The sequence below is a fragment of the Exiguobacterium sp. SH5S4 genome (genome assembly GCF_004337045.1).
Lineage (GTDB): Bacteria > Bacillota > Bacilli > Exiguobacteriales > Exiguobacteriaceae > Exiguobacterium > Exiguobacterium aurantiacum_A.
The window spans coordinates 1-15610 of the sequence record NZ_SJUQ01000012.1 but is presented as its reverse complement, the minus strand read 5'-3'; the positions used below and the strand labels follow the sequence as shown (position 1 = coordinate 15610).

18 protein-coding genes are annotated in these 15610 nt (G+C 53.6%); 13 read left to right on the top strand and 5 right to left on the bottom strand.

Annotated elements, in window-relative coordinates; translation table 11 throughout:
* The first annotated feature begins 12 nt into the window (after positions 1 to 12).
* Positions 13 to 720 carry a hypothetical protein gene (locus tag EVJ32_RS08205; RefSeq protein WP_131457839.1) on the top strand — a complete coding sequence of 236 codons (708 nt, stop codon included), beginning with the start codon at positions 13 to 15 and terminating at the stop codon, positions 718 to 720.
* A gap of 31 nt (positions 721 to 751) precedes the next feature.
* Here the strand turns inward: EVJ32_RS08205 and EVJ32_RS08200 are convergent, their stop codons facing one another.
* Positions 752 to 1330: a hypothetical protein gene (locus EVJ32_RS08200; RefSeq protein ID WP_131457838.1), complete on the bottom strand. Its 579-nt coding sequence runs from the start codon at positions 1328 to 1330 to the stop codon at positions 752 to 754.
* A 143-nt stretch (positions 1331 to 1473) separates the two neighbouring features.
* Here EVJ32_RS08200 and EVJ32_RS08195 point away from each other — a divergent pair, with 143 nt between their 5' ends.
* The 5 genes from EVJ32_RS08195 to EVJ32_RS08175 all read left to right on the top strand — a co-directional run bounded on the left by EVJ32_RS08195 (position 1474) and on the right by EVJ32_RS08175 (position 6482).
* Positions 1474 to 2121, top strand: a complete 648-nt coding sequence (locus EVJ32_RS08195) for a response regulator transcription factor (protein ID WP_131457837.1) — start codon at positions 1474 to 1476, stop codon at positions 2119 to 2121.
* Complete coding sequence (locus tag EVJ32_RS08190; RefSeq protein ID WP_131457836.1) at positions 2121 to 3389, top strand: HAMP domain-containing sensor histidine kinase; 1269 nt, start codon at positions 2121 to 2123, stop codon at positions 3387 to 3389. Before EVJ32_RS08195 ends, EVJ32_RS08190 begins: the two co-directional genes overlap by 1 nt.
* On the top strand, positions 3380 to 4120 hold the full coding sequence (locus tag EVJ32_RS08185) for an AAA family ATPase (protein WP_131457886.1): 741 nt from the start codon (positions 3380 to 3382) through the stop codon (positions 4118 to 4120). Before EVJ32_RS08190 ends, EVJ32_RS08185 begins: the two co-directional genes overlap by 10 nt.
* 353 nt (positions 4121 to 4473) lie before the next feature.
* Complete coding sequence (locus EVJ32_RS08180; RefSeq protein WP_131457835.1) at positions 4474 to 5991, top strand: GGDEF domain-containing protein; 1518 nt, start codon at positions 4474 to 4476, stop codon at positions 5989 to 5991.
* Positions 5988 to 6482 (top strand): hypothetical protein, encoded by a 495-nt coding sequence (locus EVJ32_RS08175; protein WP_131457834.1) that lies wholly within the window; start codon positions 5988 to 5990, stop codon positions 6480 to 6482. Before EVJ32_RS08180 ends, EVJ32_RS08175 begins: the two co-directional genes overlap by 4 nt.
* A gap of 42 nt (positions 6483 to 6524) precedes the next feature.
* Here the strand turns inward: EVJ32_RS08175 and EVJ32_RS08170 are convergent, their stop codons facing one another.
* Positions 6525 to 7397: an ROK family protein gene (locus EVJ32_RS08170; protein ID WP_161566949.1), complete on the bottom strand. Its 873-nt coding sequence runs from the start codon at positions 7395 to 7397 to the stop codon at positions 6525 to 6527.
* A 136-nt stretch (positions 7398 to 7533) separates the two neighbouring features.
* Here EVJ32_RS08170 and EVJ32_RS16445 point away from each other — a divergent pair, with 136 nt between their 5' ends.
* Genes EVJ32_RS16445 through EVJ32_RS08155 form a run of 4 tightly spaced genes read left to right on the top strand, consistent with a single transcriptional unit; the run spans position 7534 to position 9637 of the window.
* Positions 7534 to 7656, top strand: coding sequence for a hypothetical protein (locus EVJ32_RS16445; RefSeq protein ID WP_255417728.1), 123 nt, complete (start codon positions 7534 to 7536; stop codon positions 7654 to 7656).
* Complete coding sequence (locus tag EVJ32_RS08165) at positions 7653 to 8354, top strand: ABC transporter permease (protein ID WP_131457832.1); 702 nt, start codon at positions 7653 to 7655, stop codon at positions 8352 to 8354. Before EVJ32_RS16445 ends, EVJ32_RS08165 begins: the two co-directional genes overlap by 4 nt.
* Complete coding sequence (locus tag EVJ32_RS08160) at positions 8347 to 8958, top strand: class I SAM-dependent methyltransferase (protein ID WP_131457831.1); 612 nt, start codon at positions 8347 to 8349, stop codon at positions 8956 to 8958. The genes EVJ32_RS08165 and EVJ32_RS08160 overlap by 8 nt, the downstream gene beginning before the upstream one ends.
* 16 nt (positions 8959 to 8974) lie before the next feature.
* Positions 8975 to 9637 (top strand): NAD(P)H-dependent oxidoreductase, encoded by a 663-nt coding sequence (locus tag EVJ32_RS08155; RefSeq protein ID WP_131457830.1) that lies wholly within the window; start codon positions 8975 to 8977, stop codon positions 9635 to 9637.
* 38 nt (positions 9638 to 9675) lie between these two features.
* Here the strand turns inward: EVJ32_RS08155 and EVJ32_RS08150 are convergent, their stop codons facing one another.
* On the bottom strand, positions 9676 to 10311 hold the full coding sequence (locus EVJ32_RS08150; RefSeq protein ID WP_131441238.1) for a nitroreductase family protein: 636 nt from the start codon (positions 10309 to 10311) through the stop codon (positions 9676 to 9678).
* Positions 10308 to 10754 (bottom strand): MarR family winged helix-turn-helix transcriptional regulator, encoded by a 447-nt coding sequence (locus EVJ32_RS08145; RefSeq protein WP_070328087.1) that lies wholly within the window; start codon positions 10752 to 10754, stop codon positions 10308 to 10310. The genes EVJ32_RS08150 and EVJ32_RS08145 overlap by 4 nt, the downstream gene beginning before the upstream one ends.
* 179 nt (positions 10755 to 10933) lie before the next feature.
* On the opposite strand from EVJ32_RS08145, the gene EVJ32_RS08140 reads away from it, so the two are divergent.
* From EVJ32_RS08140 to aceA, 3 genes are all read left to right on the top strand, one after another.
* Positions 10934 to 13126 (top strand): malate synthase G, encoded by a 2193-nt coding sequence (locus tag EVJ32_RS08140; protein ID WP_131457829.1) that lies wholly within the window; start codon positions 10934 to 10936, stop codon positions 13124 to 13126.
* Positions 13123 to 13419 (top strand): hypothetical protein, encoded by a 297-nt coding sequence (locus tag EVJ32_RS08135; protein WP_131457828.1) that lies wholly within the window; start codon positions 13123 to 13125, stop codon positions 13417 to 13419. Before EVJ32_RS08140 ends, EVJ32_RS08135 begins: the two co-directional genes overlap by 4 nt.
* A gap of 66 nt (positions 13420 to 13485) precedes the next feature.
* Positions 13486 to 14760: an isocitrate lyase gene (aceA, locus tag EVJ32_RS08130; RefSeq protein WP_131457827.1), complete on the top strand. Its 1275-nt coding sequence runs from the start codon at positions 13486 to 13488 to the stop codon at positions 14758 to 14760.
* 27 nt (positions 14761 to 14787) lie between these two features.
* Here aceA and EVJ32_RS08125 read toward each other — a convergent pair.
* Positions 14788 to 15610 (bottom strand): transposase (locus tag EVJ32_RS08125; RefSeq protein WP_236639500.1); only part of this gene is annotated, 823 nt, incomplete at its 5' end.

Genomic DNA, 15610 nt, shown 5'->3' with positions numbered 1-15610 from the left:
GAGGTGGACTAGATGTTTTGGTTAAGTTTGTTGTTTGCCATCGGATTTGCCTTGATCCACTACTTTTCAGGTCAACTGATTCACGTGCGCGAGACGCCACGGAGCCGCTTCTTGTCGCTCGCCGGTGGCGTCGCTGTCGCTTACGTGTTCTTGCATCTCTTGCCTGAACTGAATGAATACCAACGCGAACTCGAAGGACATCTCGGGAGCGGTCTGTTCGCCTCGATTGAGAACCACATCCTGATCGTCAGCATGCTCGGTCTGGCGGTGTTTTATGGGTTAGAACGGTTGGCCACACAACTGAAAAATCGCGGGAACGGTAGCGTGTTTTGGATTCATATGGCGCTGTTCATCTTTTACAACTTTAGCATCGGGTACGTGCTCGCAGAGAGTGAGTTCGACTCGATATGGGCGATGACGCTCTACTTTCTTGCGTTAGGGATTCATTTCATCACGGTCGATCAAGGGTTGAGACACCACCATCAACAATTGTATGACGAGCGGGGACGGTTGTTACTTTCACTCGCAGTGCTCGTCGGCTGGAGTGTCGGGGCGTTTTCAGCGCTCCATGAAGCCACACTGTCGATGATTGTCGCCTTTTTGGCCGGTGGCATCATCTTGAACGTCATGAAAGAAGAGTTACCCGAAGAGCGTGACAGCAGTTTTCGTGCCTTTGCCGTCGGGCTCATCGGATACGCGTTACTTTTATTGGCCATATGAAAAGGCAACCAAATCTCGGTTGCCTTTTTGCTTACAATGAACTAGTGCTTTGATTTTCAACGGTGCTGTCTTCTTCAGTTGCAGGTGCGTCGTCCGCGTCTCCATCTTGGCCACCGAATCCGTTATGCGCTCCGTGACCGTGTCGGCCTTTACCGCCGAAGCCGCGCATGTCATCTAGGTTCTCGTAGCTCGTCACGTCAGCGAATCGCTCCTCATGTTCAGCTAAAATCGCGTCGGCTTCCGCTTGCGTCAAATTACCGTTCTCGACCGCTGCATCAAGTTTCACTTCGTGTGAGGCGATGATCGCGTCAATGAATGCGTCGACCGTGATGCCTTTCTCTTCCGCGAGCTCAGGAAGCGACTGTCCTTCTTCACGTGCCGCTTCGACCTCGGCTTCGCTCAAACCGAGCGCCTCAAGCAACGCCGCTTGTCCGGCTGCCCGGTCTCCGAACATGCCGCGTTCACCACGTTCACCGCGTTCGCATTGCGTCGAAGCTTCCGTCGATTCTGTCGTTTCAGTTGTCGTCGTCTCGTTCGTGGCTGCGTAGACGCCTGTGCCCGAGACGGCAAGCAGACCGGCCAAAGCGAGTGCTAATTTTGATGATTTCATGTATATCTCCTCCTTTTACTACCTCAAGTGTAAATCTTGCCCGCCGGCAAGTTGTGAGGGAGTTGCAAGGTTTTTGCAAATTGTATTTGGGAAACGATGGGATGCTTTCTTGATGCGATATAATGGGAGTGGAGGCGATACAGATGAACGTGCTCGTAGTGGAAGATGAACAGAAGCTAGCGGACGGGATGGCCCGTTTTTTGACGTACGCGGGCTTTACTGTCAGCGTGGCGGGGACACTCGCCGAGGCGAAACGACTGCTTGATCAGCCGTTCGATGCGGTCCTGCTCGACGTTCGCCTGCCGGACGGAGAAGGATGGACGCTCATTCCGAGATTACAGACACTTCAGCCGCGGCCGGCCATCGTGTTGACGACGGCACGCGGGGAAGCCGATGACCGAGTGTTCGGTCTTGAGCTCGGTGCTGACGACTATTTGGTCAAACCGATCGTCTTGAAAGAGCTCGAGATTCGATTGAAGCGTCTCGTCAAGCAGACGGATGGCATCGTGTTCGGCGATCTGAAAGTTGATGAAAAATCACGGACGGTGACGGAAGACGGGAAATCGATTCGATTGGCCAATAAGGAGTACGAACTGCTGCTCTATTTCATGAAGCATATCGGGGAAGCGCTTGACCGGAACCGATTGCTCGACGACGTGTGGGACTATACGTTCGTCGGTGACACGAGGACGGTCGACACGCACGTTAAACAGCTCCGCGACAAGTCCAAGACGATCAAACGGCAGTTGAAGACGGTGCATCGGGTCGGTTATCGATTGGAGGACGTGTGATGAACCGGTTGATGAAAAAGTTGTTGTGGACCGCCATTCTCCCGCTCGTGGTCATGGCCGTGCTCACGTTCGGACTCACGTCGCTCTTGATCGGCCGCTTTGCCGAGACGGAAAGCTACGCCCAGCTCGAGCGTGAAGCGGACATCGTCTATGACGCGTTAGCTGAAGGGCGAGGCATACCGGGACAGCTCAACGTCCTCGTGTTTCAAGACGGCGAACCGATCGATCTTGACCGAGGTGGACGGATGCGGCGACAGATGACACCGACGCTGAACCCGGACGCATTGGCGGAACGCGATCAAGTCAGCGTAAACGGGACGCGTCTCTTGACGTTTTTACGAGAAGAAGGAGACATTCAAATCGTGACGTATACGAATGCGCCGCTAGCGAATCCCCAGTTCCGTCAAATCTATATGATTCTCGGGAGTGGCTTCCTGCTCGCCCTCGTCGCGGCGATAGGCGTGACGTATTGGATGGGGCGGCGCTTGACGTCACCGCTCGTCCAATTGAAACAAGCGGCAACGGCGATCATGGCAGGAACACACACGATCAGCTTGCCGCCGGTCACAGACGATGAAATCGGTGATTTGACGGAAGCGGTCGATCAGATGAATCGTGCGCTTCAAGAACAAGAGACGCTGCAAAAGACGTTCATCTCTGGGGTCACACATGACGTGCGGACACCGCTCGCTATCGTTCGCAACGAGGCAGAGATGCTCGAGCTCGGCGTCGTCAAGCCAGAAGACGTCTCGTCGACGGGACGGAGCATGACCGAAGAAGTTGACCGGATCGATCGTCTCGTCACGCAGATGCTCGAGTACTCGAAGTTATCGTCACGAAGTCTGCCGCTTCAAATCGAGCCGATCCGATTGGACGGACTCGTTCGTGAGACGGTGGCACGAATGGAAGACTGGTTCCGGCATAAACAAGTCACCGTCCAACTCGAACTCGAAGCAGTCACGCTACAAGCCGACCAAACGGCGATGGAACGGGTGTTGTCCAACTTTCTTCATAACGCCTACCAGGTGAGTCCCGACGGTGGCGTCATCACAATCAGAATTGTCGGAAACCGACTCGAGATCGAGGATCAAGGTCCGGGGCTCGATGATAGGATGCGTGCGAGCGTATGGGATATGTACGTCAAAGGTGATCGGTCGAACGGACACGGTCTTGGACTCGCCATCAACAAGTTGTTGCTTGAAGCGCAGCAACTCAATTACGGGGTCGAATCAAACGAGGGGGCGATTTTTTGGATCGAATGGGATTGAACTTATTTTTACGAGGTGTCCGCTTAGAACGAGATCGGATCGAAACGCCAGGGTATCCGTTTTCGCTCCCGATTTTTGAAGCGTTTGACGAATTGACGTTGACGAATCCGGTCACGTTTTTAGTCGGGGAAAACGGCAGCGGCAAGTCGACGTTGATCGAAGGGATGGCGATTGCCGCCGGATTCAATCCGGAAGGCGGGGCGACGACGTTCCGCTTTGAGACCGAGTCGACGCATAGCCCGCTGTTCGAGGCGTTGCGCCCGATTCGTAGTGCGTATCGCCCGAAGGACGGTTTTTTCCTCCGAGCCGAGACGGCGTATCAGCTATCAAGTTACGTGGACGAAATAGCGCGCTTGAGTCCAGACCCTGAGCGGTTTTATGAATCGTATGGTGGTCGCTCGCTCCATGAGCAGTCACACGGGGAAGCGTTCTTGTCGCTCATGCTCCACCGTTTCCGGGGCGCGGGCCTCTATATTTTAGACGAGCCGGAGGCCGCGTTGTCGCCGATGCGTCAATTGACGATGCTCGCCCGGATGCATGAGCTCGTGCAGGCCGGGAGTCAATTCATCATCGCGAGTCATTCACCGATTCTCATGTCGTACCCTGACGCGGCGATTTTGGAAGTCGAGGCGGGGCTCGCGCCGACGACGTTCGATGAACTCGAACACGTCCGGGTCATGCGCGACTTTTTAGCAGCGCCGGAACGGATGCAACGGATTTTATTTGACTAACAAAAGGCGGCCGTGGCCGCCTTTTGTTATGACTTCGTGATTTTCCGCAACAAAATGATCGCGACGCTGACACCGGCAGCGATCAGCATGTACGTCCCGATCGATGAGAGCGTGTCTATCCAAAAATCCATTAGGTTTCCACCTCACTTGATTCGGTTAATTGCTTCCATCATTTCACGTTACTGTGCTGAAGTACACGAAATAATGATGTAAAACAAACGTTGAAGTCTATTGGAAAATCTTTCAAGAAACTTAAAAGTTTGGTCAGTGATTGGGCGGAAACTGTCCCACGTTTGAATAATCGCTCTATAATAGACGTGTAGAGATGATTATTGACGAAATGAGGGGTAGCGATGGTATACGGTTTATTGATTGTTGGCATCGTCCTGATCACACTCGTCATCAACGTACTGCGCTTGATGACGACCCCATCTTTGAACCGTTGGCTACTCGTTGGGGCGAGTAGCCTTGTCGTGATTTGGCATGGGATTCTGTTCGACTTTTATGATTTACATTGGTCAGTGCTGCTGCTCATCGCGACCGGCCTCATCTGTTTTCAATGGACGGGCATGGTGACCGCGACTCTTGTCGGTTGGTTGCTCGTCTATAGCCAATCAGGAAACTTATCGTTTCCATTGTTGCTCAGTTATATCTTTTTCGGACTCGGTGCCGCGCTCTTGTTCGGTTATATTAAACAATTGAAACGGGAACGATCGGATCGGTTACGGATGTTGACGACAAGCTCTCGTCAATTGAACGTGTTTCGTGAAGTCAGCTTCACGATGCAAGATACGCTCGACCCGGACCGTCTCCTACAGACGATTTTGACATCGGTGACGGCAGGTCATGGGCTCGGCTTCAACCGCTCAATCATCTTTTTTGCCGACCCGGAAAAAGACAGCATTTACGGCGTCATGGGGACGGGACCGATGAATCCCGAGGAAGGGTACCAAATTTGGGAAGAAATCACACGGCAACATTATGACCTTCAAGATTTAATTGACGAGAAAGAGACGGACTCGACACACGATGAGCCATTGAACGAACGGATTCGTAAAATGACGTTCCCATTTAATTCCAATCATGTGTTTAAACAGACACTCGACTCGGGCCGACCCCAACACGTCTATGCGAGCATCACCGATGATGCGGTCCTACGACTATTACATACAGAGTTACAGATGGACGAGTGCACAATTTTCCCGTTACATCATCAAGGTATCCCGTACGGATTGCTCGTCATCGATAACGTCGTCAACAAGAAGCCGATCACCCCTCAAAAAATCGATGGGGTTCGGCCCATCGCGGAACAAGCATCGCTTGCGTTGCATCAGACGACGCTTTATCAACGGATTGAGACGCTCGCGCTCCGTGACGGACTGACTCGTTTGAAGAACCATCGCTCGTTCGAGCAAGATTTGGATGTATTGTTCCGCGAGTGTGATGAAGACGAACTGTCGCTCATCGTCATGGACATCGACCACTTCAAACATTATAACGATACGAACGGCCATTTGGCGGGGAACGAACTGTTGACGCGACTCGCGAGCGTCATTCGCCGAAGTGTACCCGATGAACAGATGGCGTATCGGTTCGGCGGCGAAGAGTTTGTCGTTTTGCTCCCGCAATTCGATGAGATCGGAGCGACGCACGTGGCCGAAACGATTCGTTCAGCCGTGCTCGGTACAACATTCACGCACGGGAATCAACAACCGGGCGGGCAGTTGACGCTCAGTTTTGGCGTCGCCTCGAAGCATACGCTTCGTGATCAGACGGTCGAACAGTTGATTGAATGTGCGGACCAGGCGCTTTATGCGGCCAAGTCACGCGGGAAAAATCAAGTCTGTCGCTGGGAAGGGGTGGTGCTATGAGTGAGTTTAGCGTCATGATGATGGCGGTCGCCTTTGTTGGGACCATACTGCTGTCGAGCCGACCTTGCTATCTATTCATCTTACGTCACATCGCCAAGCGTGAGGCGGCGGCATTGCACGTTTCGTTACAAGACGTCTCGTTCTCGTTTGATCAGATGGTGTACTTTATTGCCTTGCCGACGACAATTCCCGAAGTAAGGGACGCGATGAAAGACGAGCTCATCATCGAGCCGTATTACGAGTCGCACTTCTTTCCTGACGTGAACGGGATACAAGTCTCCGTTAAATCGGGACAGGAAGTGATCCCGATTACGTATTTGCCAATCGATGACTTCAGTTTACCGATCTTAGATCGCTATCTAGAGACGCGGAAAATCGATGAGCGGACGAACCGCATCATTCGCGCCCACGTGATTGTTCATGATCGGACGCTCCAAGCCATCCGGGACGAGGTGTATCACCACTTGCATGAGGACCGCATCAGACAATAGAAAACAGGGTTCCTTCACCAAGCGGTGATGGAAACCCTGTTTTTAGTTCGTTAAAAGGTGGAACCGGACAGCACCGATCAAGTTGGCCTCATTGAAGTGGGCGCACGTCTCGACGTCGATCCGGAACGTGCCGAACGAATCCGTGAGCACATCGAGGTGACGCTTGATGCCGTCACGGACTTCAGGCCGCCGGCTGATGCCGCCGCCGATCAAAATCCGTTCCGGGTCGAGTCCGAACTGGAGATTGTAGAGTCCAATCGCATTCCAACGATAGAAGTTTTCGAGTTCCTCATGGATACGTGAGTCCGATTGAAGGTCGAACACGTCTTTGCCGGTGAGGGGCAGTCCGAGGCGATCACTGCACCGCTTCACGAGAACGGCCGTCGCACCGACTTTACTCCACGTGCCGTCCGGGTGGGGGGCATTCGGGTCAAGAATCCAATAGCCGTACTCGCCGCCATGGAAGTGTGAACCGACCATGACTTCGTTCGAGTCGATAAAAGCACCACCGACACCCGTGCCGATGACGACTGTCGCATAACGTTTCAAAGAAGCGGCGGCCCCGGTCCATCCTTCGGCGAGCGCTGCCGCGTTCGCGTCGTTTAGGACGGTGACGGGTAAGTCGTACTGGTCTTGAAACGGCTCGAGGAAAGGCTGTTCGTGAATGTAGGGGAGGGCGGTAACGCCGTGAATCACCCCGGTCGACGAATCGACGGCGCCTGGAGCGCTAAAGGCGATTCCTTGGATCGGTCCCGCGGCTTGCGTGTTGTTCACGATTGCATCGATCTGTTCGAGAAATGCTTTCCACGTCTTAGGGGTCGGGACGTGGTCGTTCGACAGAAGTGTCCCATCAGTTTGGACGACTCCGTATTTGATACTCGTTCCACCGATATCGATGGCTAGATAATGTTGCATAGTACTTACTCCTTTACGGGGGATTTTGTTGTCAAGGCTATGTTTGGGGCATGGTATGATAGATAGACAAGAACACATGCTTATCCACATTAGCGCACCATGCCAAATGATGCAAATCGGTCGCGAGGAGGTTCACATGGATGTTCATATCGGGAACGCCGGTTTTGAGACGGAAGCGGCGAAACGACAGCTGCGCGACTCGATTCAATCGGTAAGCAGGACGTTGTTTGAAATGGTTGAACATGTGGCCGTGCGATGACAGCTCGGTATTTATTGAAGCGACGCGTGATGGACCATGCGGCCAAGCGTTGGAAAACGTGGCGGCTCAGATTGTACGTCGTGTTTCCGCTCTTTTTCTTTCTCGGTTATCAGTATATCTTGTTCTGGCAAGGTGGTCTTGATTGGGTCGGCGACGTTTCGGCGTTCGTTTGGGCGGTGCTCTTCCTGCTCCTTGTCGTCAGCGATACGTTTTTCATTTGGGTCGAACGAGCAGATGTCACGCGAAGCACCGGCGATGCGCTCATCAAGGTGTTGAAGCGCTATTCGCTGTCCTATCATATCGTTAAGCTGATCATTAAATATGGTGTGGTCGTTTCGTTGTTTAGGCCGGTGCTCGTCGATTGGGGATGGACACATGCTTCAATTTTGTCATTCTTCTTGTCGGTTCTCCTAATCGCTTGGCTCCATATGTGGACTCAGTATCAGTTACAGATTAGGCGAAGCCATTGGATGTTGCGGGTTAGCGTCACGATCATCGCCATGATTTGCCTATATGCGTTCCTTGACGGCCGTCCGCTCGCGGCAGTCGTCTTCGGCAGTGGTTTCGTCGCACTGGCACTTTATGCCGGGGAATGTTGGATGTCGCGTCAGCCGTACCTTGATCGCGAAATCGACTTGGCCGAGGCGTTGCATGATTCATTCTTCCAAAAAATCAAGAAGGGACACTTTCATGACTGAACAACAATATGAACGACTGCTACAAGTCGAGACGGTGAAGCCTCAGCAAGGCTTCCCGACCTCGGTCGAATACCATCGTTATGAGCCGACCCCATATGCTGCGCTCGACTTGTTGCGCGACGCCTATCCGCTCGAGCCGACGGACACGGTCGTCGACTTTGGATCCGGGAAAGGGAGGTTGCCGTTTTATCTCGCCTACACGTTCCGTGTCCGCGCCATCGGGGTCGAGATGGATGGGGGCTATCACGAGGAGGCGCTTCAAAACTGGGTCAACTATACGAAGAAGCATCGGTCGCGTGGGAGCATCCAGTTCGAGTGCGCGTATGCCGAACGGTTTATGATCCCACCTGAGGCGAACCGATTTTATTTCTTCAACCCGTTTTCGGTTCAAGTGTTCCGCAAAGTCGTTGCCAATATTCTCGACTCGGTTGAGCTCTCGCCGCGTTCGGTCGATATCATCCTCTACTATCCGTCCGACGATTATTTACACTTTTTGAATGATGAGACACCGTTCCGTTACGTCCAAGACGTCCGATTGCCGTTGAAGAATCTTCATGAACGGTTTCTCATTTATCGATTTGATATGATGGAGTCATCTTGGTAATGGGGAGTGGATTTGAGTGAAGAAAAAAGATATTTTAGAAGCGTACCGTTGGCGTCAAGCGACGAAAGAGTTCGACGCGGACCGCAAGATTGATGAAAGCGACTTTGAATTTATCCTGGAGACGGGACGATTGTCACCGAGCTCATTCGGCTTCGAGCCGTGGCAGTTCGTCGTCGTTCGCCGCGAAGATTTACTTCAAAAAATTAAAGACAACACGTGGGGCGCTCAAGGACAAGCGTTGACGGCAAGCCATTTCGTCTTGATTTTGGCCCGGACTCCTGAGGCGATGCGCTATGATTCGGACTATCTGCGCCACATCATCACTGGCGTCCAAGGACGGACCGAGGACGAATATGCGCTCCGAATCAAACGAGTGCAGGAGTTCCAAGAACAAGATTATCGTCTGTTAGACGATGAGCGAGTGTTCCAAGAGTGGATCAAGCGCCAGACGTACATCCCGCTCGGCAACATGATGACGGCAGCAGCCCAAATCGGGATCGACTCATGTCCGATCGAAGGGTTCAACCAACAACAGATTGACGAACTGTTGATTTCAGAAGGTGTCATGGAACGCGGGGCGTGGTCGCTCTCGGCCATGATCGCGTTCGGTTACCGGGCTCGCGATTTCGCGCCGAAGACGCGCCGCGACTTCAACGAGGTCGTCAAATACATCGGATGAAAAAAAGCTCAATCGCCTCGACGCGATTGAGCTTTTGCTTACTTCCAGTCTGTGATGCGGTCGATTGGGAAGCGGACCGACGGGTAACCTTCTTCTGCGGCTTTACCGATCGAGAGGAGCATGACCGGGAGGTAGCGTTCTTTCTCGAGACCGAACGCTTCGGCGATATTCTTCTTATCGTAGCCGCCGATCGGGTTCGTGTCATAGCCGTGGGCACGGGCGACGAGCATGAGCTGCATCGCGACGAGGCCTGAGTCGAGCAAGATGCTGTCTTTGATCATTTCGTTCGGTGCGTCTTTGAAGATGCCTTTGATCATGTCGACTTGGCGGTCGCGGACTTCAGGAGGCATCAGGCCGCGCTCGACGGCAGAATTGAAGATTTCTTCTGTGTAGTCGGCCATTTGGTAGTCGGCGAAGATGGCGATGACAGCCGATGACGTCTCGACTTGACGCTTATTGAAGCTCGCGAGCGGGAGGAGTGTCTCTTTTCCGGCGGCGCTGTCGATGACGACGAAGCGCCATGGCTGAAGGTTGAGCGAAGACGGTGCTGTCGTCGCTTCCTCGAGGATTTGTGTCATTTCGTCTTTCGAGATTTTGACGCTCTCGTCATAGACGCGAATCGAACGGCGTCCTTTTACAATCTCCATAAAGTCTTTCTGTGTTGTCGTGTTCATATTAAGGTCTTCCTTTCGTGTTGAATATTGTGTTGTAACGTATTTAACAGGTCGAGCAAATGTTGTTGCTCCTCTACCTTCATGTTTACAAAAAGTCGGTCCGATAAGCACTTCTTTTGCTCGGTCCAATGTGCAATTTTGTCGCGACCGAGCTCGGTCAAGTCGACGTAGATGACGCGATTGTCTTGAAGACATCGTTCACGAGCGATCAGCCCTTGCGTCTCGAGTTGTTTCAAGTGACGGGTGATGGCCGCGTGATCGACATCGACGCGCTGTTGCAGCTCGCGTTGGCGAAGCGGACCGACGTGATTCAAGTTGCTCAAAATATCGTATCGGGTCAGGCTCAGTCCATCCATTTCGGTATCGAACAGCTGGCTGAGTTCTTTTTGTACAGTGATAACGTTGTAGAGAATTTGGTCGCTAGGCGAACAAGATTCGCGCATCCATAACCCTCCTTAACTAATTGATGACTCAATCATTGATGGGTCATGTAATCTATCGTAACGCGTTTTTCGTTTGTGGGCAAATAAAAAGTTTAAAAAAACTGTTGCCAAACTGTTATATAATAGTCTATATTAAAGTCAACTGATATATAACAACAAATACGGGAGGATGTGAAGGCTTGGAACAGTATACACAAGTAGGTACTTATCGCGTACATCGGGAGCTCCTCGACTTCGTCTCGGCTCATGTATTGCCAGGAGCCGAGACGGGCCATCAGTTTTGGCAAGGAGTCGAGCGCATACTAGACGAGTTCATTCCTCGAAATGAGGCGTTGCTTCACGAACGGAAGTCGTTTGAGCGACTGTTACAGAAGTGGTACAGCGAACAGAAACCAAATTTCGACATTGTCGGCTACGAGCGCTTCCTCCAATCAATCGGCTACATCGAACCGGTCGTCCCTGATTTTAGTATCGATGTCTCGGGTGTCGATTCGGAGATCACACAGCAAGCGGGACCGCAGCTCGTCGTCCCGCTCGACAACGCACGCTATGCGCTGAACGCGGCGAACGCACGCTGGGGAAGTCTTTATGACGCGCTGTATGGAACGGACGTCATCGATGAAGCGGACGGAAAAACGAAGTCGGCCGGCTACAATCCGGTCCGGGGTAAAGCGGTCATCGCTTACGCCAAACAATACCTCGACGACACGTTCCCGCTTCTAACGGGTTCGCACCGGGACGCGGAAGGATACGCGGTTCGCGCCGATGAACCATACGTCATCATCAACGGACAAGACGTCCCGTTCAGCAATGACTGTTTCGTCGGTTACGTCGGGAATCCGGACAGTCCGACGAGCTTAGTGCTCGTCCATAACGGCCTCCATGCCGAACTGAAATTTGACCGGAACCATCCGATCGGCCGCACGGATGGGGCAGGGCTCACCGATATCGAACTCGAGTCTGCCTTATCGGCCATCGTCGACTGTGAGGACTCGGTCGCAGCCGTCAACGCTCGGGACAAGGTCCACCTGTACAAAAACTGGCTCGGGCTGATGGACGGCACGCTCGAAGCGACGTTCACGAAAGGCGGTAAGCCCCTCGAGCGCCAGCTGAATGAAGACCGCCGCTACACAGGCAGAAACGGACGAGACGTCGTGCTACCGGGACGTTCCTTACTGTTCATTCGGAACGTCGGTCACTTGATGACGACAGATTTGATGCTCGACAATCAAGGAAGGGAAGTACCGGAAGGAATCCTCGACGGCATCTTCACGTCACTGATCGCGAGCCGTCACCTCGACTCAAAACGGAACTCGCGGGAACGGTCGATCTACATCGTCAAACCGAAAATGCACGGTTCAAAAGAAGTCACGTTCACGAACGACTTGTTCGACGCGATCGAAGACGTGCTCGACTTGCCGCGCCATACGCTCAAAGTCGGTGTGATGGACGAGGAGAGACGGACGTCGCTCAACTTGAAAAACTGCATCGAACGCGTGAAGGGGCGAATCGTCTTCATCAACACCGGTTTTCTTGACCGGACCGGTGACGAGATCCATACGTCGCTCACGTTCGGGCCGATGCGCAAAAAAGGCGAGATGAAGACGTCGGCTTGGCTCGATGCCTACGAACGCTTGAACGTCTTGACCGGACTCGCGGCCGACTTCTATCAACAAGCCCAAATCGGCAAAGGGATGTGGGCGATGCCTGATAAGATGCGCGACATGATGCGGGAGAAAGTCGCCCATGCTGAGTCCGGCGCGACGACCGCCTGGGTCCCATCGCCGACGGCCGCGACGCTCCACGCGCTCCATTACCATCAAGTGGATGCGTTCCGTGTCCAACGTGAGTTGGTGCAACGGTCGTTCGATATCGACAGCGAACGGAAACGCCTGCTCGAGATTCCGCTCGCGACACGCGTCTATACAGACGATGAAGTGAGGGAGGAGCTCGAGAACAACCTGCAAGGGCTGCTCGGTTATGTCGTCCGCTGGATCGAGCAAGGCGTCGGCTGCTCGAAAGTGCCGGACATCCACCATATCGGGTTGATGGAGGACCGGGCGACGCTCCGCATCTCGAGCCAACACGTGGCCAACTGGCTCTATCATGGTGTCTGTACGCGTGAGCAAGTCGAAGCGACGATGTACCGGATGGCTGAAGTCGTCGACAAGCAGAACGCGGCCGACCCGAACTACCGGCCAATGACGCCGGACGTGACCGACTCGATCGCGTATCAAGCAGCAAAAGACTTAGTGTTCGAAGGAACGGATTCGCCAAGCGGGTACACGGAACCGATCTTGCATCGCCGCCGCCGTCAGTTTTTGACACAGTCGACACTTGAATTGAACTTAAAAGGAGGAGCATCATCATGACAACGAAAAAAATCGAAAGCGAACAGTTAATCGAACGTTGGGTCATCCGCCGCATCGTCTCTGGAGAGTCGACAGCGACGCTCGCCAATACCGCATTCGTATACGGCAACGACTTGATGCGCCTCGTGCTCGACCGGACGGACGGTTCGCTCCAAATCATGAAAGAACCGGTCGAGGAAGTCGTCGTGTTCCGCAAACCGGAAGAGCGGGACGAGGAAAACGTCTGCCGCAGTTGTGGGATGGAACATTCGACGTTCAAGTCGGCACTCGAATGCTGCGCCTACTTGGATTAAGTTTGCAACGTCTGTTATATAACAATTTAATTAAAATAAAACTAATATAATACAGGAGGAATAACAATGAATGAACAACGCATGCAACTCGAGAAGATTTTTCAGTCGGAACGGTTTGACGGGGTCGAGCGTCCGTACGGAGTCGACGACGTCATGAAGCTTCGTGGATCGGTCTTGATCGAACATACGCTCGCGACGAAAGGGTCGGAACGTCTGTGGGACCTGCTCCACAAACGGGATTACGTCCACGCGCTCGGGGCGCTCACCGGAAATCAGGCGATCCAACAAGTGAAGGCGGGGCTTGAGGCCATCTACTTGAGCGGCTGGCAAGTCGCCGCTGATGCGAACTTATCAGGGCATATGTATCCGGACCAAAGCCTGTACCCGGCCAACTCGGTACCGAGCGTCGTCAAGCGAATCAATCAGGCGCTGCAACGGGCCGATCAGATTCAAACGGCGGAAGGGAAAGGGGATACGCACTGGTTCGCGCCGATTGTCGCCGATATGGAAGCTGGGTTCGGCGGTGCGCTCAACGTCTTCGAGCTGACGAAAGCGATGATCGAGTCTGGTGCGGCCGGTGTCCACTTAGAAGACCAGCTGTCTTCGGAGAAAAAGTGTGGTCACCTCGGCGGTAAAGTATTGCTCCCGACGCAAACGGCTGTGAAAAACTTGATCGCGGCGCGCCTCGCAGCAGACGTCATGGGCGTATCGACGATCATCGTTGCCCGGACGGACGCGCATGCGGCCAACTTGATCACAAGTGACATCGACCCGATTGACCATCCGTTCATCGTCGGCGACCGGACGCCGGAAGGCTTCTACCGGACCGAGGCCGGCATCGAGCAGGCGATCGCCCGCGGTCTCGCCTATGCGCCTTACGCCGATCTCGTCTGGTGTGAGACGTCGGAACCGGACTTGGACGAGGCACGCCAGTTCGCGGACGCAATCCATACGAAGTATCCTGGAAAAATGCTCGCCTACAACTGTTCACCTTCGTTCAACTGGAAGAAGAAGCTGTCTGACGACGAGATCGCGACGTTCCAACAAGAGATCGGGGCGATGGGCTACAAGTTCCAATTCGTCACACTCGCCGGGTTCCATTCGCTCAACTTCGGCATGTTCGAGCTCGCCCGCGGCTATAAAGAGCGTGGGATGGCAGCATATTCTGAGTTACAACAAGCCGAATTTGCGGCCGAACAACACGGCTACACGGCGACGCGCCATCAGCGTGAAGTCGGCACCGGCTACTTCGATGAAGTCTCACTCGTCATCTCGAGCGGACAGTCGTCGACGACAGCGCTGGCTGGATCGACCGAGGCGGAACAGTTTGAAGTGAAATGAAGCAAACAAAAAGGGGCTGGGACATAACTAGCCTGTTTTAAAGCTTTTCAATAAAAAGAGGGGTCCGGTCACCGATTTTCGGTGGCCGGACCCCTTCTTTGCACTTCCCCCGATGCCCACGGCGATGAACTTCCGTAGGTTCACCGCCATGAGGGCGAAGCCGAGCTCGCGTTTCACGCGCTGTTTTCCCCTGACGGAGAAGCGGGTGAAACCTAAATTGGCCTTCAGATATCCAAAAACTGGTTCCACGTCCGTCTTGCGTCTGGCGTAGAGGGCACCGGTTTTTTCATCCGAAAGCAGCGTTCTCGTTCTATTCTTTTGTTCTTCCCAGGCACCGTTCACGCTGACCTGTCGGTGTCTCCCTTCCTCGGCCTTCGTGCACAGTTCCCGGAATGGACAACCGTCACAGCTCTCGCACTCGTACACACGAAAATCACGGGTGAAGCCGTTCCGGTCGGTCCGATGGGACTCATGGCTGAACGGGAGCCTTCTCCCGTCCGGGCACGTGAACGTGTCTGTCCCGTCATCATACGCCCAGTTCGCGAGGTTGAACGGGTCCTCGCGCCATTTCTTCTTCTGTTCCTTCCTGTACATCGTATGCGGGATCAACGGCTGGCGCCCCCGGCGCTCGAGGATGTCTGTATAGTTCTGCTGGCTCCCGTATCCGGCATCGGCGACGATGTAGGCGGGTAGGTCGAGGAACGTTTCAATCTCATCGAGGAACGGGATCAACGTCTTCATGTCGGTCGGGTTCGGATAGACATCATAGGCAAGCGTGTACTGACCTTCGGTTGCGATTTGGACGTTGTACCCCGGCTTCAGTTGGCCGTTTTTCATGTGATCCTCTTTC